This is a genomic window from Pseudomonas protegens CHA0 (assembly GCF_000397205.1).
In the GTDB taxonomy this organism is placed as follows: domain Bacteria; phylum Pseudomonadota; class Gammaproteobacteria; order Pseudomonadales; family Pseudomonadaceae; genus Aquipseudomonas; species Aquipseudomonas protegens.
The window spans coordinates 2,062,676-2,085,067 of the sequence record NC_021237.1; the positions used below are offsets into that span (position 1 = coordinate 2,062,676).

The 22,392-nt window shown below is 62.4% G+C and carries 20 protein-coding genes and 1 tRNA gene; 12 read left to right on the forward strand and 9 right to left on the reverse strand.

The genetic code is table 11. The features are described from left to right. Positions 1-306: 306 nt before the first annotated feature. A tRNA-Ser gene (locus PFLCHA0_RS09370) sits at positions 307-396 on the forward strand. Between the two features lie 184 nt (positions 397-580). On the opposite strand, the gene PFLCHA0_RS09375 is transcribed toward PFLCHA0_RS09370, so the two are convergent. Continuing rightward, positions 581-850, reverse strand: a complete 270-nt coding sequence (locus PFLCHA0_RS09375) for a hypothetical protein (protein WP_041752037.1) — start codon at positions 848-850, stop codon at positions 581-583. A gap of 895 nt (positions 851-1,745) precedes the next feature. On the opposite strand from PFLCHA0_RS09375, the gene PFLCHA0_RS09390 reads away from it, so the two are divergent. From PFLCHA0_RS09390 to PFLCHA0_RS09405, 4 genes are all read left to right on the forward strand, one after another. Further along, positions 1,746-2,210 (forward strand): hypothetical protein, encoded by a 465-nt coding sequence (locus PFLCHA0_RS09390; RefSeq protein WP_015634732.1) that lies wholly within the window; start codon positions 1,746-1,748, stop codon positions 2,208-2,210. A 399-nt stretch (positions 2,211-2,609) separates the two neighbouring features. Next, positions 2,610-2,975, forward strand: a complete 366-nt coding sequence (locus tag PFLCHA0_RS09395; RefSeq protein ID WP_015634733.1) for a glycine zipper domain-containing protein — start codon at positions 2,610-2,612, stop codon at positions 2,973-2,975. A gap of 108 nt (positions 2,976-3,083) precedes the next feature. Then, positions 3,084-3,245, forward strand: coding sequence for a hypothetical protein (locus PFLCHA0_RS09400; protein ID WP_172621742.1), 162 nt, complete (start codon positions 3,084-3,086; stop codon positions 3,243-3,245). Positions 3,246-3,397: 152 nt separating this feature from the next. Further along, positions 3,398-4,093: an HAD-IA family hydrolase gene (locus tag PFLCHA0_RS09405; protein WP_011060169.1), complete on the forward strand. Its 696-nt coding sequence runs from the start codon at positions 3,398-3,400 to the stop codon at positions 4,091-4,093. 83 nt (positions 4,094-4,176) lie between these two features. Here the strand turns inward: PFLCHA0_RS09405 and PFLCHA0_RS09410 are convergent, their stop codons facing one another. Continuing rightward, positions 4,177-4,923 carry a 3-oxoacyl-ACP reductase family protein gene (locus PFLCHA0_RS09410; RefSeq protein ID WP_015634734.1) on the reverse strand — a complete coding sequence of 249 codons (747 nt, stop codon included), beginning with the start codon at positions 4,921-4,923 and terminating at the stop codon, positions 4,177-4,179. Between the two features lie 123 nt (positions 4,924-5,046). Between PFLCHA0_RS09410 and PFLCHA0_RS09415 the strand changes: the two genes are divergently transcribed. Further along, entirely contained in the window at positions 5,047-5,970 is a 924-nt protein-coding gene (locus tag PFLCHA0_RS09415; RefSeq protein ID WP_011060171.1) for a LysR family transcriptional regulator, read from the forward strand. A gap of 36 nt (positions 5,971-6,006) precedes the next feature. Here the strand turns inward: PFLCHA0_RS09415 and PFLCHA0_RS09420 are convergent, their stop codons facing one another. The 3 genes from PFLCHA0_RS09420 to PFLCHA0_RS09430 all read right to left on the reverse strand — a co-directional run bounded on the left by PFLCHA0_RS09420 (position 6,007) and on the right by PFLCHA0_RS09430 (position 9,554). Further along, positions 6,007-6,735, reverse strand: a complete 729-nt coding sequence (locus tag PFLCHA0_RS09420) for an aspartate/glutamate racemase family protein (RefSeq protein WP_015634735.1) — start codon at positions 6,733-6,735, stop codon at positions 6,007-6,009. Positions 6,736-6,789: 54 nt separating this feature from the next. Further along, positions 6,790-8,331, reverse strand: coding sequence for an NCS1 family nucleobase:cation symporter-1 (locus PFLCHA0_RS09425; RefSeq protein WP_015634736.1), 1,542 nt, complete (start codon positions 8,329-8,331; stop codon positions 6,790-6,792). Positions 8,332-8,819: 488 nt separating this feature from the next. Further along, positions 8,820-9,554, reverse strand: a complete 735-nt coding sequence (locus PFLCHA0_RS09430) for a phosphoadenylyl-sulfate reductase (protein WP_015634737.1) — start codon at positions 9,552-9,554, stop codon at positions 8,820-8,822. Between the two features lie 175 nt (positions 9,555-9,729). On the opposite strand from PFLCHA0_RS09430, the gene thrH reads away from it, so the two are divergent. Further along, entirely contained in the window at positions 9,730-10,347 is a 618-nt protein-coding gene (gene thrH / locus PFLCHA0_RS09435; RefSeq protein WP_015634738.1) for a bifunctional phosphoserine phosphatase/homoserine phosphotransferase ThrH, read from the forward strand. A 115-nt stretch (positions 10,348-10,462) separates the two neighbouring features. Here the strand turns inward: thrH and pabB are convergent, their stop codons facing one another. The 4 genes from pabB to rloA all read right to left on the reverse strand — a co-directional run bounded on the left by pabB (position 10,463) and on the right by rloA (position 15,043). Then, positions 10,463-11,806 carry an aminodeoxychorismate synthase component I gene (pabB, locus tag PFLCHA0_RS09440; RefSeq protein ID WP_011060176.1) on the reverse strand — a complete coding sequence of 448 codons (1,344 nt, stop codon included), beginning with the start codon at positions 11,804-11,806 and terminating at the stop codon, positions 10,463-10,465. A gap of 176 nt (positions 11,807-11,982) precedes the next feature. Continuing rightward, a complete protein-coding gene (locus tag PFLCHA0_RS09445) occupies positions 11,983-12,969 on the reverse strand; it encodes an alpha-L-glutamate ligase-like protein (RefSeq protein ID WP_015634740.1) in 987 nt (328 codons plus the stop codon). Then, positions 12,969-14,501 (reverse strand): osmotic stress tolerance membrane protein RloB, encoded by a 1,533-nt coding sequence (gene rloB, locus PFLCHA0_RS09450; RefSeq protein WP_011060178.1) that lies wholly within the window; start codon positions 14,499-14,501, stop codon positions 12,969-12,971. The genes PFLCHA0_RS09445 and rloB overlap by 1 nt, the downstream gene beginning before the upstream one ends. 5 nt (positions 14,502-14,506) lie before the next feature. Next, positions 14,507-15,043, reverse strand: coding sequence for a retropepsin-like aspartic peptidase RloA (gene rloA, locus PFLCHA0_RS09455; RefSeq protein ID WP_011060179.1), 537 nt, complete (start codon positions 15,041-15,043; stop codon positions 14,507-14,509). Between the two features lie 267 nt (positions 15,044-15,310). Between rloA and PFLCHA0_RS09460 the strand changes: the two genes are divergently transcribed. The 5 genes from PFLCHA0_RS09460 to prpF all read left to right on the forward strand — a co-directional run bounded on the left by PFLCHA0_RS09460 (position 15,311) and on the right by prpF (position 22,273). Beyond that, entirely contained in the window at positions 15,311-16,033 is a 723-nt protein-coding gene (locus PFLCHA0_RS09460; RefSeq protein WP_011060180.1) for a GntR family transcriptional regulator, read from the forward strand. Beyond that, positions 16,030-16,923, forward strand: a complete 894-nt coding sequence (prpB, locus tag PFLCHA0_RS09465; RefSeq protein ID WP_011060181.1) for a methylisocitrate lyase — start codon at positions 16,030-16,032, stop codon at positions 16,921-16,923. Before PFLCHA0_RS09460 ends, prpB begins: the two co-directional genes overlap by 4 nt. 174 nt (positions 16,924-17,097) lie before the next feature. After that, on the forward strand, positions 17,098-18,225 hold the full coding sequence (prpC, locus tag PFLCHA0_RS09470; protein WP_011060182.1) for a bifunctional 2-methylcitrate synthase/citrate synthase: 1,128 nt from the start codon (positions 17,098-17,100) through the stop codon (positions 18,223-18,225). Between the two features lie 201 nt (positions 18,226-18,426). After that, complete coding sequence (gene acnD, locus PFLCHA0_RS09475) at positions 18,427-21,021, forward strand: Fe/S-dependent 2-methylisocitrate dehydratase AcnD (protein WP_015634742.1); 2,595 nt, start codon at positions 18,427-18,429, stop codon at positions 21,019-21,021. A 61-nt stretch (positions 21,022-21,082) separates the two neighbouring features. Beyond that, positions 21,083-22,273 (forward strand): 2-methylaconitate cis-trans isomerase PrpF, encoded by a 1,191-nt coding sequence (gene prpF, locus PFLCHA0_RS09480; RefSeq protein ID WP_015634743.1) that lies wholly within the window; start codon positions 21,083-21,085, stop codon positions 22,271-22,273. Positions 22,274-22,392: the final 119 nt, after the last annotated feature.

Here is a 22,392-nt window from a genome sequence, read left to right on the forward strand (position 1 = left end):
TGTATTGAAGTGCTGCAGAAGTTACCCACCACGGTAGCTGCGGTAAAGCGCCATGACTGACTGGTGAGTCAGCCCCGAGGCCGCCAAGGGCCCTGCATCACACAGCGGGTAACGCATGGTTTCTTCTATAGGGTTGTGGGCAAGGCTGAAGAATGGCCGGTTTGCCTTATTGCATGGGGGGCTGCATTGCCCTTGGCCGGGGATCGAGCTTAAGCGCATGAAAATTCTGAAAAAAAAGTTTGCCATCTGAAAAGCGATCGACTACATTAGCGCGCCTCGACAGACTGAATCGGTTTGAAGAGATACGGTGAAGTGTCCGAGTGGCTTAAGGAGCACGCCTGGAAAGTGTGTATACAGGAAACTGTATCGAGAGTTCGAATCTCTCCTTCACCGCCACATTCTACAAACACAAACCCCTGACTTTCCTAAAGAAAGTCGGGGGTTTGTGGTTTTTGGCGTCTGAAAAATGTCCCGATCGAGCAGGTAGGGGGAAGTTGTGTTGGGTTGACCCCGGGGCAGCCTGTAGCAGGCTCTGGTGCGCGCTCATTCGGCAAACCACGCACCAGCTACGCCTGAAGGGTTACCACTGGCCGCTTATGAGGCAGCCGACGATTTCCCAACCGCTGTATTCCCACCAGGAATATCGGCTATCGGAGCAGCTTCTGGCCAGGCTGGCCATCTGGATTTCGCTCGCTGCTTTTTGGGTTCCGAAAGGGGTATCAGTAGAAGCTGTCACCTGATTGAGGGTCTGCGGAGCCTTGATCGGGGTCGGATGTACGGAAGCGTTCGCGACAGTTGCGGTGAAAGCGATCGTCGCGGATACGGCCAGAGCAGTTATGGACTTTTTCATGTGCGAATCCTTTCAGTCATCTGACAAGCGGCTTGTACCTGAGCCTGACCTGCCTTTATCAATAGCCTGAACAGATCGGGCGCGCGCATGGTGTGACGCCAGGAAAGCCTAGCACTGCGTTATTTTCCGCACAGTCGCTCAACGGCACTATTGACAAAGATATAAAAATCTGGGTTTTTTCAGGTGGTGGCGGCTGGTGAAGTAATGTAGAGCTTGAGCACATGCTTCCAGGCTGGTCTTCAAAGCTTTAATGCCAGCTGTAGTAACCCGATGACAACCGGCCCATTTTCAGCTGTTACGTGCGGTCGGGAGGTGGAGCGATCCATCGTCGCCCATGGCGTGCAGCCACTCGTCGGCGCCTGTCTGTTTTGAACGGCGGGTCGGCAAATGACTGTCTAGTCTGAACTGCCGTGACGAGCAGTATTTTCCAGGCAATCAGGAGCTTGCCGGTACTGGTCGGTTGTTGGAGGGAGCTGGGTATGAGGAGTCTTGCTTATATTGAAGACAACGGGGATGAGTTCCCAATCAACAACTTAGTGCGTTGCGGTCAGGCCGCATTCGAAGCAGAGGTTGAATCTTCTGGCACAGTTGTCAGCAAGAGAAAGGCGGCGGTGCCTGTAGCCAGCAACAAGATGTTTTTCCCCAGGGCGTTGCCGAAGAGAAGGTAACGTAGGATGCAGGCGGCCCCGCTTTATGCGGGGCTTTTTATTGCCTGGAGGTTTTTCAGGGGAAAGATTGGCGAGGTCCCATTGTTCGCTAGGGAGCTTTTTGGGCTATTTGTTAAGATGTTTTTCTATGTGTTTAGGAATTTTCTTATCTCAATTTGTTATAAGTGGCGATATGTTCCTTATCCCGATTCAAACGGGGCTGCGCATCCAGCGATGATGCCTTTTATATGAAACGCGATAAGGAAATAAACGTGAAAGCCATTTTCAAACTCCTCGCATTGTCCACGCTTGTTGCCACCGCCGCAGGTTGCACCAGCTACAACATCAGCCAGCCATCTTCGCCAATCGACAGTCAGGTCAAGGCTGACCTGAAGGCGGATGTAGCAGTGGGCGAAGCGATTTCCGGTCAGTCGTCGGTCAACATTCTGTTTGGTTTCCTGAAGTTCGGTGGCGATAGCCAGTTTGCCGACGGTGTGGCTTACGGTGGCGATGGCGGTGGTGCGCTGGGTGGCCTGGGCCTCGATCCGGTCAGTGCGGTCAAGTCCGCTGCGGCTTTCAAGGCAGTCAAATCTTCGGGCGCCGACCTGATCGTTGCTCCGCGTTATGAAGTGAGTGAAGAAAACTACTTTGTCTTCAAGAAAGTCTCGGTCACGGTCAAAGGCAATAAAGGCAGCATCCGCAGCATTCGTTGAGTGCAACTGCGTTCGAGCCTCTGTGGCGGAGATCGGGGCGTTGCACTGGTAACGTTCCAAGGCGTTGCCTGCCAGCGGCCCGGTCTGAACATTTTCGGTAAGGTGAGCTGAAGATGCCTCGGGATAGGTGAAGCCCAAGGTTTGTTGGTGTTGCTCCCACTGACAGGCTCTTTTCACATAATCTTCACATCTGCCTGAGTAGGCTCGAACCATCCGTTAAAAGCAGCATCCCTAGCCCGTTCCCCAGCGGGCTTTTTTTTGCGCGGGGATAAAACTCTTTTAAAATCAGCTGTCCAAGGCACCTGGGAGCAACCCGGGTGCGGCCGCGATAGCTCGAATTGGCCAGCGTGGCACTGGGCTTTCTTGTCAGTCCGACAGTCTTTCTTTGAGGTTCAAGTCATGCGTTTAACTCTACCTGCCCTGGTTGTGGGACTTCTGCTGGCTCAAGGCGCTATGGCCGGCGATGGCACTGCAGCCATTGGTGGCGGGCTTGGCGGCGCGTTGGGCAATGTGGTCGGGCAGAAGCTCGGTGGCAGTACCGGTGCGGCAATCGGCGCGGGTGTTGCCGGTGCGGCAGGCAGTGCGGCCGGGGCGCGCAAAGGCAGCCGGGCCAAGGCGGCCATCGGTGGTGGCCTGGGTTCGGCCGGTGGCTCGCTGATCGGTAATCGCCTGGGCGGTAGCACCGGCTCGACCGTCGGTGCCGGTATCGGCGGCGCGGCCGGTGGCGCCCTGGGTAGCAGCATGGGTCACAAGAAGCGTCACTGATTCTGCCTTGCCTGAAGAAAACCCGGCCCTGCGCCGGGTTTTTTGTGTGGCTTGCCCCAGGCTTCGCCATACTCAAGGCTCTGAGTCCCGATGTTCAAGGAGACGATCATGCCCCGCGAGACGCCAGGCCAGGCACAGCCCGCTTCCGACGAGCCGGAGGTGATCAACGACCCCGGGAATGAAGACCCCGGTTCATTGCAGGACGATGCACGCGTACCTCTGCAAGAGGCGCCGGAAGGCGACAAGAGCCCGCCTGGTGCAGCCAACTAAGGTCCGCAGCAACCGCCGTCCAGCCCCCTCGGTTGCTCCCGACCCAAGCCCGCCGCTATGCTGCTGAATCCTTTAATTGATGAATTGCCAAGAAGAACTGGCCGTACCTGAGCCGCTCCCTGGAATGTACTTTTGCTAACGGATCAGATGCGATGAATGCACAGTTGAATGATTTGGGGCCGATCAAGGCCGTCATTTTCGACATGGACGGCTTGCTCCTGGACACCGAGGGCATCTACACCGAGATCACCCAGTTGATCGCCGAGCGTTATGGCCGCACCTACGATTGGACCATCAAGCAGAACATCATCGGCCGGGGAGCCGGCGACCTGGCGCGCTATGTGGTCCAGGCCCTGGACCTGCCCATCAGCGCCGAAGAGTTCCTGGTGATGCGCGAACCGTTGATGCGTGAGCGCTTTCCCCGCGCCCAGGCCATGCCCGGGGCCCAAGAGCTGGTGCGGCACTTGAAGGAACACCGGATCCCCATTGCCGTGGGCACCAGTTCGTCGCAGATGTCGTTCGGCGAGAAAACCACCCGCCATGGCGACTGGTTCGCGCTGTTCGACACCATCGTCACCGCCGACGATCCGGAAGTGACGGCGGCCAAGCCGGCGCCGGATATCTTCCTCACGGCTGCCCGCCGCCTGGGGGTGGCCCCGGCCGAGTGTCTGGTGTTCGAGGATTCGCCGTTTGGCGTGACCGCGGCCAGGGCCGCTGGCATGAGCGTGATCGCAGTGCCCGATCCGGCCATGGCCGATAGCAAGTTTGCCCATGCCCACGGGATCATCCGTTCCCTCAAAGGCTTTCAGCCGGCTGCCTGCGGCTTGCCCCACCTGCACTGGGACTGATGGCTGAGCGGTAGCAAACCGCTGTTTTAAAGGCACTGAAAAACGGGCCGCCGGTCACCGGCGGCCCGTTTTTTTGTGGGGTATCAGGCGCCGAAGCCACCGTCGATGGTCAGGCTGGCGCCGGTGATATAGCCCGCTTCGGCGCTGGCCAGGTAGGCGACGAAACCGGCGACTTCTTCGGCATGGCCATAGCGACGGATAGCCATCAGGTTCATCAGGCTCGCGGCGAAGTCACTGTCCGCCGGGTTCATGTCGGTGTCCACCGGGCCGGGCTGGACGTTGTTGATGGTGATGCCCCGCGGGCCCAGGTCCCGGGCCAGGCCCTTGGTCAGGCCCACCAGTGCGGCTTTGCTCATGGCGTAGGGGCCGCCACCGGCGAAGGGCATGCGGTCGGCGTTGGTGCTGCCGATGTTGATGATGCGCCCACCTTCGCCCATGTGTCGTGCGGCTTCCTGGGTGGCGATGAATACGCTGCGCACGTTGATCGCCAGGGTCTGGTCGAAGTCCTCCAGCTTGAACTCGTCCAAGGGTGCGATGGCCAGCACCCCGGCGTTGTTGACCAGGATATCGAGGCGGCCAAAGGTCTTGACGCTGTCGTTCACTGCTCGGCGGATGGCCTCGGCGTCGGCGCTGTCGGCGTGGATCGCCAGGGCCTTGCCACCCTTGGCGATGATGCTGTCCTGCAGGGCCTGGGCCTTGCTCGCCGAACTGACGTAGGTAAAGGCGACGCTGGCGCCTTCTGCCGCCAAGCGCTCGACAATGGCTGCGCCGATGCCGCGGGAACCGCCCTGGATCAAGGCTACTTTGCCGCTGAGGTCATATGTGCTCATGTGCTTCTCCAGAGATTCAAGGCCGGGTGCCTTGTGCTTGGAGCGAGTATCTGCCGCTGATTAGCCTCTGTGTAGCCGGTAATTTCTATACTCTGTGTAAACCAGAAGTTTAGAGTGGCCTCTATGGAAGCCTTTAGCAGTATCGAATGTTTTGTCCGCAGCGCTGAAGTCGGCAGCTTTGCCGAGGCGGCGCGACGGCTCGGCCTGACCCCGGCGGCGGTGGGCAAGAGCGTGGCCAAGCTGGAAACCCGGGTTGGTGTGCGCCTGTTCCAGCGCAGCACCCGACGCCTGACCCTGACCGAGGCCGGCCGCCTGTTTCTCGCGGAAGTCGCCGACAGCCTGCAGACCATCCAGAACGCGGTCAGCACCCTGGCCGATGCCCAGGGGCGCCCGGCGGGGACGCTCAAGGTCAGCATGGGCACGGTGTTCGGCGGGCTGTACATAGTGCCGATGCTCGGCGCCTTTTTGCGCCGCTACCCGGATATTCATCCCGACTGGCATTTCGACAACCGCCAGGTGGACCTGATCGGCCAAGGTTTCGATGCGGCCATTGGCGGCGGTTTCGAATTGCCCCAGGGAGTGGTCGCCCGGCGGCTGTCGCCGGCTCACCGGGTGCTGGTGGCAAGCGCCGATTACCTGCGGGGGCGGGCACCGATCAACGGGCCCGAAGACCTGCGGCATTGCCGCGGGATTCTTATCCGCTCCCCCCAGACCGGGCGCATCCGCACCTGGCAGATGACCGGTCGGGGAGGGCTGATGTGCCCGCTGGAGCTCAAGGCCAGCATGACCATGAGCGATTCCGAGGCCGCCTGCATCGCCGCGGCCCAAGGGCTGGGCCTGGCCTTGGTGAGCATGCCGTTTGCCGTCAATTACCTGCGTTCCGGGGCCTTGCAGCGGGTGTTGCCGGACTGGTACGTGGACGATGGCTTTACCTCGATCTACTACGCCGAGCACAAGATGCTCCCGGGCAAGACGCGGGCCTTCGTCGACTTCGTCATCGAGCAGTTCGCCGAGCAAGGCCTGGCTCAGGCCTTCAGCGCCTTGTAGGAGCCGGCCTGGCGACGACTCTATGTACCGCCGGCCTCAGCGCCCCGCCCGCAAGGGCCAGCCCAGCACTCGCTTGGGCCGGGGTGTGGCATAGGTGCGTACCTTGGAGGTGGATAGCCCCAGACGCACCAGGGACTCGGCAATGGTCACTGCTGCCGTTACTCCGTCCACCACCGGCACCCCGGTGCGCAAGCGAATCTGTTCATCCAGGCCGGCCATGCCCCCGCAGCCCAGGCAGATGACTTCGGCCTTGTCCTCGGTCACCGCCCGTTCGGCCTGGCGCACGATGGCTTCCACGGCGCGCAGCGGGTCCTCCTCCAGCTCCAGTACCGCCAGGCCGCTGGCCCGCACCGAGGCGCAGCGGTCATAAAGGCCGGAGAGCTTGAGCCGGTCTTCGATCAGCGGCACGGTGCGGTCCAGGGTGGTGACCACCGAGTAGGCGTGGCCAAGGAACATGGCAGTGCTGGCGGCGGCGTCGGTGATGTCCACCACTGGCACGTTCAGCAGTTCCTGCAAGCCTTCGCGGCCGTGCTCGCCGTAGCCGGCCTGGATCACCGCGTCATAGGGCTGGTCGTAGGCCAGCACCCGGTCCATTACGGCGATGGCCGCCAGGTAGCTTTCGAAGTTGCCTTCCACCGATTCGGCACCGAAGTAGGGAGTCAGGCCGATGATCTCGGTACCCGGCGCTGCCACGCTTTGTGCCTGGTGGGCGATGGCCTGGGTGATGGAGTCGGTGGTGTTGACGTTGACCACGAGAATTCGCATGAGGGTTCCTTGCAGGTTGGGCAGTTCAGGCCCGGCGCGCCGGGCTGGGCAGGTTCAATGGCTGACGTTGTCCACGGCGATGCTTTCGCCGCTGACGTCCGCGTAGCCGGGCTGGCGCTTGGCGATGATCAGGTAGAGCATCCCGGCGATGCCGGCTCCGATCAGCCAGGAGAATGGCGAGACGCTGGCAAAACCCGGCACCAGGGCCAGTACGATGGCGATCAGCGCCGCGGGAATAAAGGCCGCCACTGCCCGCAGGTTGACCCCGTGGCTGTAGAAATAGGCGCCTTGCGGGTCTTCGCTATAGAGCTGCGGCACGTTGACCTGGGCTTTGCGCAGGATCCAGTAGTCCACCATGATCACCCCGTACAGCGGGCCGAGCAGGGCGCCCAGGCCGGAGAGGAAATACACGATCACCAGCGGGCTGTTGTACAGGTTCCACGGCAGGATCAGCACCGCCAGCGCCGCGCTGATCAGCCCGGCGCGGCGGAAGGTCAGGTACTTGGGCGCCAGGTTGCTGAGGACGAAGGCCGGGGCGACGAAGTTGGCCATGATGTTCACCGCCACGGTCACGATCAGAAAGGCCAGGCAGCCCAGGACCAGGAACAGTGTATTGGGGATCGAGGCGATGATCTCCGTGGGGCTTTCGATGACCCGGCCATTGATCTGGAACTGCGCGCCGCACAGCAGCACGGTGATGGTGGCGAACACCAGGATGTTCACCGGCAGGCCCCAGAAGTTGCCGACCTTGATGGTCTTGCGGCACGGCGAGGAGCGGGCGAAGTCGCAGAAGTTGAGGATCAGGGTGCCGTAGATTGCCAGCCACAGGGCGCCGCCGGCGAAGATCTGCCGCCACATTTCGCCGCCGGTCAGAGGTTCGCGGATCGACCAGGCGATCTGCCCCTCGGCCTGGGTGTACATCCAGGCGGCCAGGCAGGCCACGGTCAGCAGGATGATCGGCCCGGCGAAGGCTTCGTAGCGTCGGATCATTTCCATGCCATAGGCGAGGATCGCCAGTTGCACCAGCCAGATCACCAGGAAGCAGGCCCAGCCCAGGGTCGAGAGGCCGAGGATCGAGTTGTGGTCGTAATCGGCGAAGCCCGGATGGATGGCCGTGAGCAGCACGCGAAACACCACCGAGGCCAGGTAGGTCTGGATGCCGAACCAGGCGATGGCGATCACCGCCCGGATGAGTGCCGGAATCTGCGCGCCATGGATGCCGAAGCTGATGCGGCTGATCACCGGGAACGGCACCCCGGTCTTCTGCCCCATGTAGCCGGACAGGTTCATGAAGAAATACACCAGCGCCGCGCCTATCCCCAGGGACAGCAGGATCTGCCAGCCGCCCAGGCCCAGGGCGTAGAGGCCGATGGCGAAGGAGTAGTTGGCGATGTTGTGCACATCGTTAGTCCACAAGGCGAAGATGCTGTAGCCACCCCAGCGCCGGCCTTCGACCTTGGTCGGTGCCAGGTCGCGGTTGTGCAGGCGTGGGCTGAGCGCGATGGGGGCCGCATCGGCGACCGGTTGTTGGACGTTGTGCGAATGCGGCGAGGAGGGCAGATCCAGTGCGATGTTGTTGGAAGGGCTGGTACGCATTCCGGCATGCTCCTGACTCCGGCCCTGGATGACTGTGCTTGAGCGAGGGGGCTCGACAATCTTCGTCACAGGGGAGGAATCACTGGGTTCGGGGCATCTGCAGCTTGAGTCGTGGGTCAGGCGTGCGGACGGTTAGTGTATGTATGTTTTGGTTTTTTTGTATACAAAACATAAATCCACTAAAGCCACTTCTGTGCCAATTTCACGACTATGAAATTGGCTGCTGATTTCGTTTTGTTATGGGTTATTCCTAACCTTCTGAAAAGACGAGATTAAAAATTGACCGTTTGAACAGGTATTTATTTTTCGCCAGGCACGGCTTGGCGCCCAATGGATATCGGCGCAGGAAAGGCTTGTAACCTTTTGGGGCGGGGAATCTTTGAAGTGCACACAAAAATGGCACCTACGGTGACATTCTTGTGTACAGGTTTTGCTGCGGGTTGGCTTTCAGTGCGGGCGTCCTTCAGGCGCGCCCGCAGGGAAGGGGGTCAGGCTTTGCTGATGATGTTGCCGGCGTGCAAGCCGCATTCTTTCTGGGTGGCTTCCTCCCACCACCAGCGGCCTTCGCGCTCGTGCTGGTTGGGCAGTACCGGGCGGGTGCAGGGCTCGCAGCCGATGCTGATGAAGCCGCGTTCATGCAGGCTGTTGTAGGGCAGTTCGAGCATGCGGATGTAACCCCAGATCTCCTCGCTGCTCATTTGTGCCAGTGGGTTGAACTTGTACAGGGTGCGCTCCGGCGTGGAGAAGGCTGTGTCGACTTCCAGCACCGCCACCTGGCTGCGGGTACCCGGGCTCTGATCACGGCGCTGGCCGGTGGCCCAGGCGCTGACGGTGGACAGCTTGCGCCGCAGCGGTTCGATCTTGCGGATACCGCAGCACTCGCCATGGCCGTCCTTATAGAAGCTGAACAGGCCCTTTTCCTTGACGAAGGGTTCGAGCTTGCTGTGGTCTGGCGAGATCAGCTCGATCTGGATCTTGTAGTGCTCACGCACCTGATCGATGAAACGGTAGGTTTCCGGGTGCAGGCGGCCGGTATCCAGGCTGAACACCTTGACGTTCTTGTTCAGCTTCCAGGCCATGTCCACCAGCACCACATCCTCGGCACCGCTGAAGGAAATCCACAGGTCATCGCCGAACTGGGCAAAGGCCAGTTTGAGAATGTCCTGGGCAGACTTGTTGGCATAGGTCGCGGCGAGTTCAGCGACGTCGAACGATGTGGTCATCAGGGCGGTTTCCTACAGGTCGGTGGCGCTGTGCGCTCTATAGGGGGGCGATCTTAACAAAATCCACACCGCCCTGGCGCGCTCCTCTGCGTTGCGCCTGTGCAGGCGAATCGCTAGAGTTCGGCAGTCCTTTTGCTCGCTCAATTTAAATAATCAGAACCAATGGGAGTGTCTTGTGGAAATTGCCTGTCTCGATCTGGAAGGTGTACTGGTCCCGGAAATCTGGATCGCCTTTGCCGAAAAAACCGGGATTGAATCCCTCAAGGCAACCACCCGGGATATTCCCGACTACGACGTGCTGATGAAACAGCGCCTGCGGATTCTCGACGAACACGGCCTGAAGCTTTCGGATATCCAGGAAGTGATCGCCACCCTCAAGCCACTGGACGGCGCGGTGGAATTCGTCAACTGGCTGCGCGAGCGCTTCCAGGTGGTGATCCTTTCCGACACCTTCTATGAATTTTCCCAGCCCCTGATGCGCCAGCTGGGCTTTCCGACCCTGCTTTGCCACCGCCTGATCACCGATGACGGCGGCCGGGTGACCGGCTATCAGTTGCGCCAGAAAGACCCCAAGCGCCAGTCGGTGCTGGCCTTCAAGAGCCTGTACTACCGGGTGATTGCGGCGGGGGATTCCTACAACGACACGACGATGCTCGGTGAGGCGGATGCCGGCATCCTGTTCCACGCCCCGGACAACGTGATCCGCGAGTTCCCGCAGTTCCCGGCGGTGCACAGCTTTGCCGAGCTGAAGCAGGAGTTCATCAAGGCTTCCAACCGCACCTTGAGCCTGTAAACCGGTTCGCCGGCGAAGAGACCCTTGGATTTTTCACAAATCCTGCCGACGCCTTCGCTGGCAAGCCAGCTCCTACGGGTGGGAGTGTAGGAGCCGGCTTGCCGGCGAAGAGGCCCTAAAGCCCCTGCAATGTCTCCAGCAACACCCGCACCTTGGTGATGGACTCCTGGTATTCCTCCTGCCAGTCGGAATCCGCGACTATTCCGCCGCCGCCCCAGCAACAGATCTGCCCGTCCTTGGCCAGCAGGCTGCGGATGGCGATCGAACTGTCCATTTCTCCGCGCACGTCCAGGTACAGCAGCGAACCGCAGTACAGGGCACGCCGCGTGGGTTCCAGCTCGTCGATGATCTGCATCGAGCGGATCTTCGGTGCTCCGGTGATCGAGCCACCGGGAAAGCTGCCGGCGATCAGGTCCAGGGCGTCCTTGCCGTCCGCCAGCTCGCCAGTGACGCTGCTCACCAGGTGGTGCACGTTGGGGTAGCTTTCCAGGCTGAACAGCTCCGGTACCCGTACCGAGCCTATGCGGCAGGTGCGCCCCAGGTCGTTGCGCAGCAGGTCGACGATCATCAGGTTTTCCGCCCGGTCCTTGGGGCTGGCCAGCAGCTCGGCGGCATTGGCCGCGTCTTGCGCCGCATCCCGGCCGCGGGGGCGGGTGCCTTTGATCGGGCGGGTTTCCACCCGGCCCTGGCTGACGTGGACGAAGCGCTCCGGCGACAGGCTCAGCACCGCACCGCCTTCCGGCAGCCGCTGGAAACCCGAGAAGGGGGTCGGGCAGGCGGCGCGCAGGGCGCAATAGGCCGCCCAGGGATCACCCTGGTACTGGCCGCGAAAGCGCTGGGCGAAGTTCACCTGATAGCAGTCGCCGGCCTGGATGTAGTGCTGGATGCGCTGGAACGCCTGGCGGTAGTCCTCGGCGCTCAGATCAGCCAGCATGGCGCCGGTCAGCTTGAATGCCGGCTGCGACGCGGGCAGAGGCTGGCTGAACAGTTGAATCAGGCGCTGGCGCTCGGTGTCATCCAGGCTGGGGTGGAACACCAGCTGGCTGGTGCCTGCCTGGTGGTCGTTGATCAGCGCCCAGGCATACAGGCCAAAGCGTGCGTCGGGCAGTTGCAGGTCATCCCGGGCCTGGCTTGGCAGGCGCTCCAGATGGCGGCCGAAGTCATAGCTGAGGTAGCCGATCAGGCCGCCGGCGAAGGGCAGTTCATAAGGCGCGGGTAGTTGCGCCGGGCCCAGTTGCCCCAGGTTGTCCCGCAGGCGCTGGAGAAAGCCCCTGCCGCTTTCTGCGGCGGCCACGGTCAACTGCGCCAGGGGCCAGGCGCTGAGCAGGTCATAGCGCCCGCGCTCGGCGCTGGGCCGGCCGCTGTCCAGCAGCACGGCGCCGGGGGCGTGCTCGATTGCCGCGAAATACTCGGCGGGGTTGGTGCGGTAGGGGAGCGGGTGTACGGAACAGGTCAACATGCGGGGCAAATCAGCCATCGGAGCGCGGTTGGCGATTGTATGCCTCTGCAGGAGTTGCTCCTAGAGGGGATGTCGGTGTTTGCCCGGTTCGTGGCGTATTCACCGACCTGTAGCTGCTGCCGCAGGCTGCGAAAAGGTCCGCAGGACCTTCCGTTCGCACCCTGCGGCAGGCGCTATCAGCCTTCCACGGCAGGGATATGGCCAAACAGTTCCTGGGCGAAGCGTACCCGCTCCTCGACGCTTTCCTCGATGCCCTGGGCCTTGAGCTCCTCAAGGTGGGCTTCGATGGCGTGGGTGCGCTGGGTCAGGCCGCAGTCGTTGGCGATCTGGATGTTCAGCCCCGGCCGCGCGTTGAGTTCGAGAATCAGCGGGCCCTTGTCCTGGTCCAGCACCATGTCCACGCCGATGTAGCCCAGGCCGCAGAGTTCGTAGCAGCCGGCCGCCAGCTTCATGAAGCCGTCCCAGTAGGGCAGTTGCACGCCGTCCACCGCGTTGGTGGTGTCCGGGTGCTTGGTGATGATGTTGTTCAGCCAGGTGCCGCGCAGGGTCAGGCCGGTGGCCAGGTCGACCCCGACGCCGATGGCACCCTGGTGCAGGTTGGCCTTGCCCCCGGACTGGCGGGTCGGCAGGCGCAGCATGGCCATCACCGGGTAGCCCATGAGCACGATGATGCGGATGTCCGGCACGCCTTCATAGCTGATGCTCTTGAAGATCTGGTCCGGGGTCACCCGGTACTCGATCAGCGCCCGGTCGCGGTGGCCGCCCAGGGAATACAGGCCGGTGAGGATGCTGGAGATATGGTGCTCGATCTCTTCGTGGCTGATGATCTTGCCGGACACCGTGCGATAGCGGCCCTCGAAGCGGTCGGCGATCACAATGATCCCGTCACCTCCGGCGCCCTGGGCCGGCTTGATCACGAAGTCGTTGCGCCCTTTGAGGATCTCGCCGAGCTTGTCGATTTCCTTCTCGGTGGAGATCACCCCGTACAGTTCCGGCACATGGATACCGGCCTTGATCGCCCGTTCCTTGGTGATGATCTTGTCATCGACGATGGGGTACAGGCTGCGCTTGTTGTACTTGAGCACGTAGTCGGCATTACGCCGGTTGATGCCCATGATTCCCCGCGCTTCCAGGGCTTTCCAGGTCTTCCACAGGCCGAACATCAGGAGTCGGCCTTGACGAAGGCTTTGAAACGCACCAGCTCCGTCAGGCGGTAGCCGCGGTAGCGACCCATCGCCAGCATGAAGCCCACCAGGATCAGCAGCATCGCCGGGAAGGTAAAGACGAAGTAGGTGAGTTCCGGCACGCTCATGATCAGGTGCGCCAGGGAGGCGGCGAACAGGGTGCCGATGGCGACTTTCATCGCATGGCCGCCGCCGCGCTCTTCCCAGGTGATGGACAGGCGTTCGATGGTCATGGTCAGGATCACCATCGGGAACAGCGCCACCGACAGGCCGCGTTCCAGGCCCAGCTTGTGGCTGAACAGGCTGATGGCGGCGATCAGCACCACGACGAAGGTCAGTACCACCGAGAGTCGCGGCAGCATCTGCAACTTCAAGTGTTCGAGGTAGGAGCGCAAGGACAGCCCGAGCGCGGTGATCACCGTGAACAGCACGATGCCAAAGCCCAACTGGGTCTCGCGGAAGGCCAGGGCGATCAGCACCGGGGTGAAGGTGCCAAGGGTCTGCAGGCCGATCAGGTTGCGCAGCACCAGGATCACCAGCACGCCGATGGGGATCATCACCATGATCATGAAGGTCTGCTGGGTCTGCAGCGGCAGGCCGTACAGCGAGTATTCGAGGAAGTTGGCGTCGGTGTTCTCGTCGGTCAGCTTGGCCAGGCGAATGGCGTTCATTTCGCTGTTGTTGAGGCTGAAGGTGACGTTGGCTTTCTTGCCTCCATCGACGGTGATCAGGTTGTCGTCGCCGGTCCACCACAGCAGGCGGTCGCTGGGCATGCCCTGCTCACCGGTTTCCGGGTTGAAGTACAGCCAGTCGGTGCCGTTGAAGCTGCGCAGCCAGAGCTCCGGGGTCTGCGGCTGGTCGGCCACCAGGCGGATGGTGTGGACCTTTTCCACCGGCACGTGGGCGATGGACAGCAGCAGCTCGACAATCTTCGCCTTGTTGGTGCTGGACGGATCGCCGGCCAGCAGCAGCTTGGCGTTGTCATCATTGGCGTTGTTGACCCGCTTGATGGCTTCGCTGATGAAGGTCTCGACGTCCGCCGAATGCTGGCGGATCGGCGCCAGCAGGGCGTCGGCGGCGATCTTTTCCGGGCCTTCCACGGCCATGCTGTCACGGAAGGTCGGACCCTTGACCTTGGCTTTCTCGGCGCTGTAGCGCTTGGTCAGCACCAGGCGGTAGTACAGGGTCTGGTTACCCTTGGCCCGGCGCGCCGACCAAGTGACCTTGCGGTTGCCGTCGACGCGGTTCACCGCCACCCCGTAGTTGTTGGAAATGAAGCTCTCGTTGAGGCTCACGTAATCGCGGCTCAGGGGCGGCACGAACATCTGGATCTTGATCGGGTCCTTGCCGTTGGCGACGAACTCGACCTTGGCATCGATGTTCCACAGATCGTCGGTAGCGTCTTCGGTCACCGGAATGCCGAGCACGAAGATCTGATAGGCCGTGATCGAAATGCCCAGCACCACCAGGATGGCGATCAGGACTTTCAGATGAAGGGTAAGAGAGCGCATTGGAATTACTCTGCGGTATGAGCGTCGGTGGCGCAGGCGGGTTTGCCAGCAGCGTATTTAAGACTGGGGTCGACCAGCGCATCGAAGCGTTTCAGGGCTTCGGAGCCGATCAGGAGCGGGTATTGGAATGCGCTGCGGTCGGTCAAGTTCACTTCGATGCTGCGCAAGGCGCTGCCCATGCAGACATCCAGGGCGATGACCGGCCGTGCGGTGTAGTTCTTGTCCTCATCGGGGTCGTAGTCGCCGGCACGGCGCTTGATCTTGCTGACCCGGGCCAGAGGCCGTTCGATGGGATGGGAATGGGCGGCGTCGATCGCCAGGTAGAAACGCACCCAGGACTCGCCATTGCGCTTGAAGCGCTTGATGTCGCGGGCACTCAGGGAAGCGGTCTTGGCCCCGGTGTCGAGCTTGGCCGCGACCTCCAGGTCGATGCCGGACAGCCGAGCGTATTCATTCAAGCCGTAGACAGTCTTGCCGGCGGCGGCGCTGATGCCGGGCAGGGCAAGCAGGCAGAGCAGTAGGGGAAGGGCCTTGAGTCTCATAGATCCTGATGGGCATGGGTTCTTCAGTTCAAGGCGACCGGCATTGCTGCGCAAGCTCCCTCGTATGCGTGCCATAAAAAGATGACAGGCCAATGCGGGCGGCATTCTAGCATGCTGGTTTTATGGCGCCAGCGCCGGGGGCGGGCCTTTTGTCTTGCCCTGGCGCTTAGGGTTATTAGACGATTGTCGACAATCTCTATTTTTCCTTTGACTGTTTTCGGTGTATTGGCTAATTTTTGCCTCATTGATTTTAAAGGTGTCGACAATATGCTGGATCAACTCGAACACCCGATGCAGGCACAGGACGATTCTGAAACCCTGTCCGAAAACGTCTTCCGGCGGATCCAGGCGGCCATCGTCAAGGGTGAGATCGCCCCGGGCAGCAAGATCTCCGAGCCTGAGCTGGCGCGCACCTACGGCATCAGTCGCGGCCCGCTGCGCGAGGCCATCCACCGCCTGGAAGGTCAGCGCCTGCTGGTGCGGGTGCCCCATGTCGGCGCCCGGGTAGTGTCCCTGAGCCATGCCGAGCTGATCGAACTCTACGAAATCCGTGAGTCCCTGGAAGGCATGGCCTGTCGCTTGGCGGCCGAGCGCATGACCACCGAGGAAATCGACGAACTGCGCCGGGTGCTCGATACCCACGAACGCGATGCGGCGTTCCAGGCCGGGGTCGGTTACTACCAGCAGGAAGGGGACTTCGACTTCCACTACCGGATCATCCAGGGCGCCGGCAACCGCACCCTCACGCAGATGCTCTGTGGCGAGTTGTATCAACTGGTGCGCATGTACCGCATCCAGTTTTCCGCGACCCCCAACCGCCCGCACCAGGCCTTTGCCGAACACCACCGGATTCTCGATGCCATTGCCGATCGCGACGGCGAACTGGCCGAGTTGTTGATGCGCCGCCACATCGGCGCCTCGAAACGCAATATCGCGCGTCACTACCAGGACAGCGCCCATCAGACAGCCACTCCACGAGGTGAGTCATGAGTTCCAACAAGAGCACTCCAGGCCAGCGTTTCCGCGATGCGGTCGCCAGCGAACAGCCGTTGCAAGTGGTCGGCGCGATCAACGCCAACCATGCCCTGCTGGCCAAGCGCGCCGGTTTCAAGGCCATCTACCTGTCGGGCGGCGGGGTCGCTGCCGGCTCCCTCGGCGTGCCTGACCTGGGCATTACCGGTCTGGACGACGTCCTCACTGATGTGCGTCGTATCACCGACGTCTGCGACCTGCCGCTGCTGGTGGACGTGGACACCGGTTTCGGGTCGTCGGCCTTCAACGTGGCGCGCACCGTCAAGTCGATGATCAAGTTCGGCGCCGCGGCGATCCATATCGAAGACCAGGTCGGCGCCAAGCGCTGCGGTCACCGCCCTAACAAGGAGATCGTTTCCCAGCAGGAAATGGTCGACCGCATCAAGGCCGCGGTGGATGCTCGTACCGACGACAGCTTCGTGATCATGGCGCGCACCGACGCCCTGGCGGTGGAAGGCCTGGAGTCGGCCCTGGAACGCGCCGCGGCGTGCATCGAGGCCGGCGCCGACATGGTGTTCCCGGAAGCCATCACCGAGCTCGAGATGTACAAGATCTTCGCCGATCGGGTGAAAGCCCCGATCCTGGCCAACATCACCGAATTCGGCGCCACACCGCTGTACACCACCGAACAGTTGAAATCCGTGGATGTTTCCCTGGTGCTGTACCCGCTGTCGGCGTTCCGTGCCATGAACAAGGCCGCAGAAAACGTCTACACCGCGATCCGTCGCGACGGTACCCAGCAAAATGTGATCGACACCATGCAGACCCGCATGGAACTGTACGAGCGCATCGATTACCACAGCTTCGAGCAGAAGCTCGATGCGCTGTTCGCGCAGAAGAAAGGCTGAATCAATCCCTGTGGGAACGAGCTTGCTCGCGATGGCCGTCAGCGATAACGCGCAGCCCCTGATTCGCTGGGGCGCGCGGGCCCGGATCGCGAGCAAGCTCGCTCCTGCACTGTCGGGGGAGCCCCGACCCGTGAAGTTGCCAAGTCCCTAACAAATTCAAGATTGGAGAGAGCAATGGCCGAAGCAAAAGTATTGAGTGGTGCAGGTCTGCGCGGCCAGGTGGCCGGGCAAACCGCGCTGTCCACCGTGGGCCAGGCCGGTGCCGGGTTGACCTACCGCGGCTATGACGTGCGCGAACTGGCGGCCGATGCGCAGTTCGAGGAAGTCGCCTACCTGTTGCTGTACGGCGACCTGCCGACCCAGGAACAACTGGCCGCCTACAGCGCCAAGCTGAGCAAGCTGCGCGATCTGCCACAGGCGCTGAAGGAAGTGCTGGAGCGCATACCGGCCCAGGCCCATCCGATGGATGTGATGCGTACCGGTTGCTCGTTCCTGGGCAACATCGAGCCGGAGAAGGACTTCTCCCAACAGCACGACGTCACCGACCGCCTGCTGGCGGCCTTCCCGGCGATCATGTGCTACTGGTACCGCTTCAGCCACGAAGGCGTGCGCATCAATTGCGTGAGCGACGAGCAGACCATCGGTGGCCACTTCCTGCACCTGCTGCATGGCAAGAAGCCCAGTGACTTGCACGTCAAGGTGATGAACGTCTCGCTGATCCTCTATGCCGAGCACGAATTCAATGCCTCCACCTTCACCGCCCGGGTCTGTGCCTCGACCCTGTCGGACCTCTATTCCTGTGTCACCGCGGCCATCGGTTCGCTACGCGGCCCGCTGCACGGCGGCGCCAACGAAGCGGCCATGGAGCTGATCGAGCGCTTCCAGAGCCCCGAGGAGGCGACTGCCGAGTTGCTGCGGATGCTTGAGCGCAAGGACAAGATCATGGGCTTTGGCCATGCGATCTACAAAGACAGCGACCCGCGCAACGAGGTGATCAAGGGCTGGTCGCAGAAGCTGGCTGACGAAGTCGGTGACAAGGTGCTGTTCCCGGTGTCCGAAGCCATCGACAAGACCATGTGGGAGCAGAAGAAACTCTTCCCCAATGCCGATTTCTACCACGCCTCGGCGTACCACTTCATGGGCATCCCGACCAAGCTGTTCACACCGATCTTCGTCTGCTCGCGCCTGACCGGCTGGGCCGCCCACGTGTTCGAGCAGCGTGCCAACAACCGCATCATTCGTCCAAGCGCCGAGTACATCGGCGTTGAACAGCGCAAGTTCGTGCCAATCGAGCGCCGCTGACCGGGAGGGCGCCGGTACTGTTGATTGAATGCACCGCAGCACCTGCAGGAGCGAGCTTGCTCGCGATAGCGATGGACCAGCCGACAGCGATGTCGGACCTGATTCAGTCATCGCGAGCAAGCTCGCTCCTACAGGGGATAGATGCCCATTCAACACGGTGCCAGGCGCTCCCTTTGAAACTACCGTGACCGAGCCCTGACCATGAACAGTGAATTTCGCAAGACGCTGCCCGGCAGCCAACTGGACTATTTCGACGCCCGGGCGGCGGTCGATGCGCTTAAGCCAGGCGCCTACGACAGCCTGCCCTACACCTCCCGCGTACTGGCGGAAAACCTGGTGCGCCGTTGTGATCCGGCAACCCTCAACGCTTCCCTCGGCCAACTGATCGAACGCCGCGACGACCTGGACTTCCCCTGGTTCCCGGCCCGCGTGGTGTGCCACGACATTCTTGGCCAGACCGCACTGGTGGACCTGGCCGGCCTGCGCGACGCCATCGCCGACCAGGGCGGTGACCCGGCGCTGGTCAACCCGGTGGTGCCGACCCAGTTGATCGTCGACCACTCCCTGGCGGTGGAGTGCGGCGGTTTCGACCCGGACGCCTTCGACAAGAACCGCGCCATCGAAGACCGGCGCAACGAAGACCGGTTCCACTTCATCAACTGGACCAAGAAGGCCTTCAAGAACGTCGACGTGATCCCGCCCGGCAACGGCATCATGCACCAGATCAACCTGGAGAAAATGTCCCCGGTGATCCAGGTGCTCGACGGTGTGGCCTTTCCTGATACCTGCGTCGGCACCGACAGCCACACCCCCCACGTGGATGCGCTGGGGGTGATCGCCATCGGCGTGGGCGGCCTGGAAGCCGAGAGTGTCATGCTCGGCCGCGCCTCGTGGATGCGCCTGCCGGACATCATCGGTGTCGAGCTCACCGGCAAGCTGCAACCGGGCATCACCGCCACCGACATGGTGCTGGCGCTGACCGAGTTCCTGCGCAAGCAGAAAGTGGTGGGGGCCTGGCTGGAATTCTTTGGCGAAGGTGCCGCGGCGCTGACCCTGGGCGACCGCGCCACCATCTCCAACATGGCTCCGGAATACGGCGCCACGGCGGCGATGTTCTACATCGACCAGCAGACCATCGACTACCTCAAGCTCACCGGCCGTGAAGACGAGCAGGTGCGTTTGGTCGAAAGCTACGCCAAGCACACCGGCCTTTGGGCCGACAGCCTGAAGAGCGCACGCTACGAGCGCGGCCTGCAGTTCGACCTGTCGTCGGTGGTGCGCAACATGGCCGGGCCGAGCAACCCGCACGCCCGGGTCGCCACCAGCGACCTGGCGGCCAAGGGCATCGCCGGGCAGTGGTCCGAAACCCCGGGGCAGATGCCGGACGGCGCGGTGATCATCGCCGCGATCACCAGTTGCACCAACACCAGCAACCCGCGCAACGTGATCGCCGCCGGCCTGCTGGCGCGCAACGCCAACAAGCTGGGGCTGACCCGCAAGCCATGGGTCAAGTCGTCCCTGGCCCCGGGTTCGAAAACCGTGGCCATGTACCTGGAAGAGGCCGGCCTGGGCCATGAGCTGGAGCAACTGGGCTTTGGCGTGGTGGCTTTTGCCTGCACCACCTGCAACGGCATGTCCGGTGCCCTCGACCCGGTGATCCAGAAGGAAATCATCGACCGCGACCTGTACGCCACCGCCGTGCTGTCGGGCAACCGCAACTTCGATGGGCGCATCCACCCTTACGCCAAGCAGGCGTTCCTGGCTTCGCCGCCGCTGGTGGTGGCCTACGCCATTGCCGGTACCATCCGTTTCGATATCGAAAAGGACGTGCTGGGCCTGGACGCCAACGGCCGGGAAATCCGCCTCAAGGACATCTGGCCGAGCGATGAAGAGATCGATGCGGTGGTCAAGGCGGCGGTCAAGCCGGAGCAGTTCCGCAAGGTCTACATCCCGATGTTCGCCATCCACGAAGACACCGGCCCGAAAGTCGAGCCGCTGTATGAGTGGCGCCCGCAGAGCACCTACATCCGCCGTCCGCCGTACTGGGAAGGGGCCCTGGCCGGTGAGCGCAGCCTGACCGGGATGCGCCCGCTGGCGGTGTTGCCGGACAACATCACCACCGACCACCTGTCGCCGTCCAACGCCATCATGGCGGGTAGCGCGGCCGGCGAGTACCTGGCGAAAATGGGCCTGCCGGAAGAGGACTTCAACTCCTACGCGACCCACCGTGGTGACCACTTGACCGCTCAGCGCGCGACCTTCGCCAACCCGAAACTGTTCAACGAAATGGTCCAGGAAAACGGCAAGGTCAAGCAGGGTTCCCTGGCGCGGATCGAGCCGGAAGGCAAAGTGACGCGGATGTGGGAAGCCATCGAAACCTACATGCAGCGCAAGCAGCCGCTGATCATCGTTGCCGGTGCCGACTACGGCCAGGGCTCGTCCCGCGACTGGGCAGCCAAGGGCGTGCGCCTGGCGGGGGTGGAAGCCATCGTCGCCGAAGGCTTCGAGCGCATCCACCGTACCAACCTGGTGGGCATGGGCGTGCTGCCGCTGGAGTTCCTCGCGAGCACCGACCGCAAGACCCTGGGTATCGACGGCACTGAAACCTACGACGTGATCGGCGCGCGCACGCCTCGGGCGCAACTGACCCTGGTGATCAACCGCAAGAACGGCGAGCGGCTCGAGGTGCCGGTGACCTGCCGCCTCGACACCGCCGAAGAGGTATCGATCTACGAGGCGGGCGGGGTGCTGCAACGCTTCGCCCAGGACTTCCTGGAATCGGCAGTAGCCAGCTAAGCAACGTACCGGGGGCGGGCCGCAAGGCGCCGCCCCCGGTCATTATCGGGACCTGAAATTCATGGCATTCGTAGCGCAGATCAAGATTCCCGCCACCTACATGCGTGGCGGCACCAGCAAGGGCGTGTTCTTCAACCTGCAGGACCTGCCCGAGGCGGCCCAACTGCCGGGCGCAGCCCGTGACGCCCTGCTGTTGCGGGTGATCGGCAGCCCCGATCCCTATGACAAGCAGATCGACGGCATGGGCGGCGCCACGTCCAGCACCAGCAAGACGGTGATCCTGTCCAGGAGCATCAAGGCCGACCACGACGTCGACTACCTGTTCGGCCAGGTGGCCATCGACAAGGCCTTTGTCGACTGGAGCGGCAACTGCGGCAACCTCTCGGCGGCAGTGGGCTCCTTCGCCATCAGCAGCGGCCTGGTGGACCCGGCGCGCATTCCGCAGAACGGCGTGGCGGTGGTGCGCATCTGGCAGGCCAATATCGGCAAGAGCATCATCGCCCACGTGCCGATCACCAACGGCGAGGTCCAGGAAACCGGCGACTTCGAGCTGGACGGCGTGACTTTCCCGGCGGCCGAAGTGCAGTTGGAGTTCCTTGACCCTGCGGCCGAGGAAGAGGGCGCGGGCGGTTCGATGTTCCCCACCGGCAACCTGGTGGACGACCTGGAAGTGCCCGGTGTCGGCACCTTCAAGGCGACCCTGATCAATGCCGGGATTCCGACGATCTTCGTCAACGCGGCAGACATCGGCTATCGCGGTACCGAGCTGCAGGGCGATATCAATGGCGACCCCAAGGCCCTGGCGATGTTCGAGACCATCCGCGCCCATGGCGCCCTGCGCATGGGCCTGATCAAACACCTGGATGAAGCCGCCCAGCGCCAGCACACGCCGAAAGTGGCCTTTGTCGCCGCGCCTGCGGACTACCAGGCCTCCAGCGGCAAGGCGATCAAGGCCGGGGACGTTGACCTGCTGGTGCGGGCCATGTCCATGGGCAAGCTGCACCACGCGATGATGGGCACCGCGGCGGTGGCCATAGGTACCGCGGCGGCGATTCCCGGGACCCTGGTCAACCTGGCGGCCGGTGGTGGCGCGCGCAGCGCGGTACGTTTCGGTCATCCCTCGGGCACCTTGCGCGTCGGCGCCGAAGCCACCCGGAGCGGCGGTGACTGGACGGTGGTCAAGGCCATCATGAGCCGCAGCGCGCGGGTGCTGATGGAAGGTTGGGTGCGAGTGCCCGGCGACAGTTTCTAGGAAGAGAAGCGCTTGCTGTGGAGGGGCTTGCTGTCCAGCGGGAGCAAGCTCCCTCGCCACAGCCGCTGGTTGTGATTGAATCGCTGAGCAGGCGCAGACCTGCGATGCCGTTATTGACC

Bases quoted from the DNA above. Each gene is read 5' to 3' on its own strand.
- PFLCHA0_RS09375 (WP_041752037.1), bottom strand. From the start codon at position 850: ATGAAAAAGTCCATAACTGCTCTGGCCGTATCCGCGACGATCGCTTTC.
- PFLCHA0_RS09390 (WP_015634732.1), top strand. From the start codon at position 1,746: ATGAAACGCGATAAGGAAATAAACGTGAAAGCCATTTTCAAACTCCTC.
- PFLCHA0_RS09395 (WP_015634733.1), top strand. From the start codon at position 2,610: ATGCGTTTAACTCTACCTGCCCTGGTTGTGGGACTTCTGCTGGCTCAA.
- PFLCHA0_RS09400 (WP_172621742.1), top strand. From the start codon at position 3,084: ATGCCCCGCGAGACGCCAGGCCAGGCACAGCCCGCTTCCGACGAGCCG.
- PFLCHA0_RS09405 (WP_011060169.1), top strand. From the start codon at position 3,398: ATGAATGCACAGTTGAATGATTTGGGGCCGATCAAGGCCGTCATTTTC.
- PFLCHA0_RS09410 (WP_015634734.1), bottom strand. From the start codon at position 4,923: ATGAGCACATATGACCTCAGCGGCAAAGTAGCCTTGATCCAGGGCGGT.
- PFLCHA0_RS09415 (WP_011060171.1), top strand. From the start codon at position 5,047: ATGGAAGCCTTTAGCAGTATCGAATGTTTTGTCCGCAGCGCTGAAGTC.
- PFLCHA0_RS09420 (WP_015634735.1), bottom strand. From the start codon at position 6,735: ATGCGAATTCTCGTGGTCAACGTCAACACCACCGACTCCATCACCCAG.
- PFLCHA0_RS09425 (WP_015634736.1), bottom strand. From the start codon at position 8,331: ATGCGTACCAGCCCTTCCAACAACATCGCACTGGATCTGCCCTCCTCG.
- PFLCHA0_RS09430 (WP_015634737.1), bottom strand. From the start codon at position 9,554: ATGACCACATCGTTCGACGTCGCTGAACTCGCCGCGACCTATGCCAAC.
- pabB (WP_011060176.1), bottom strand. From the start codon at position 11,806: ATGTTGACCTGTTCCGTACACCCGCTCCCCTACCGCACCAACCCCGCC.
- PFLCHA0_RS09445 (WP_015634740.1), bottom strand. From the start codon at position 12,969: ATGTTCGGCCTGTGGAAGACCTGGAAAGCCCTGGAAGCGCGGGGAATC.
- rloB (WP_011060178.1), bottom strand. From the start codon at position 14,501: ATGCGCTCTCTTACCCTTCATCTGAAAGTCCTGATCGCCATCCTGGTG.
- rloA (WP_011060179.1), bottom strand. From the start codon at position 15,043: ATGAGACTCAAGGCCCTTCCCCTACTGCTCTGCCTGCTTGCCCTGCCC.
- PFLCHA0_RS09460 (WP_011060180.1), top strand. From the start codon at position 15,311: ATGCTGGATCAACTCGAACACCCGATGCAGGCACAGGACGATTCTGAA.
- prpB (WP_011060181.1), top strand. From the start codon at position 16,030: ATGAGTTCCAACAAGAGCACTCCAGGCCAGCGTTTCCGCGATGCGGTC.
- prpC (WP_011060182.1), top strand. From the start codon at position 17,098: ATGGCCGAAGCAAAAGTATTGAGTGGTGCAGGTCTGCGCGGCCAGGTG.
- acnD (WP_015634742.1), top strand. From the start codon at position 18,427: ATGAACAGTGAATTTCGCAAGACGCTGCCCGGCAGCCAACTGGACTAT.
- prpF (WP_015634743.1), top strand. From the start codon at position 21,083: ATGGCATTCGTAGCGCAGATCAAGATTCCCGCCACCTACATGCGTGGC.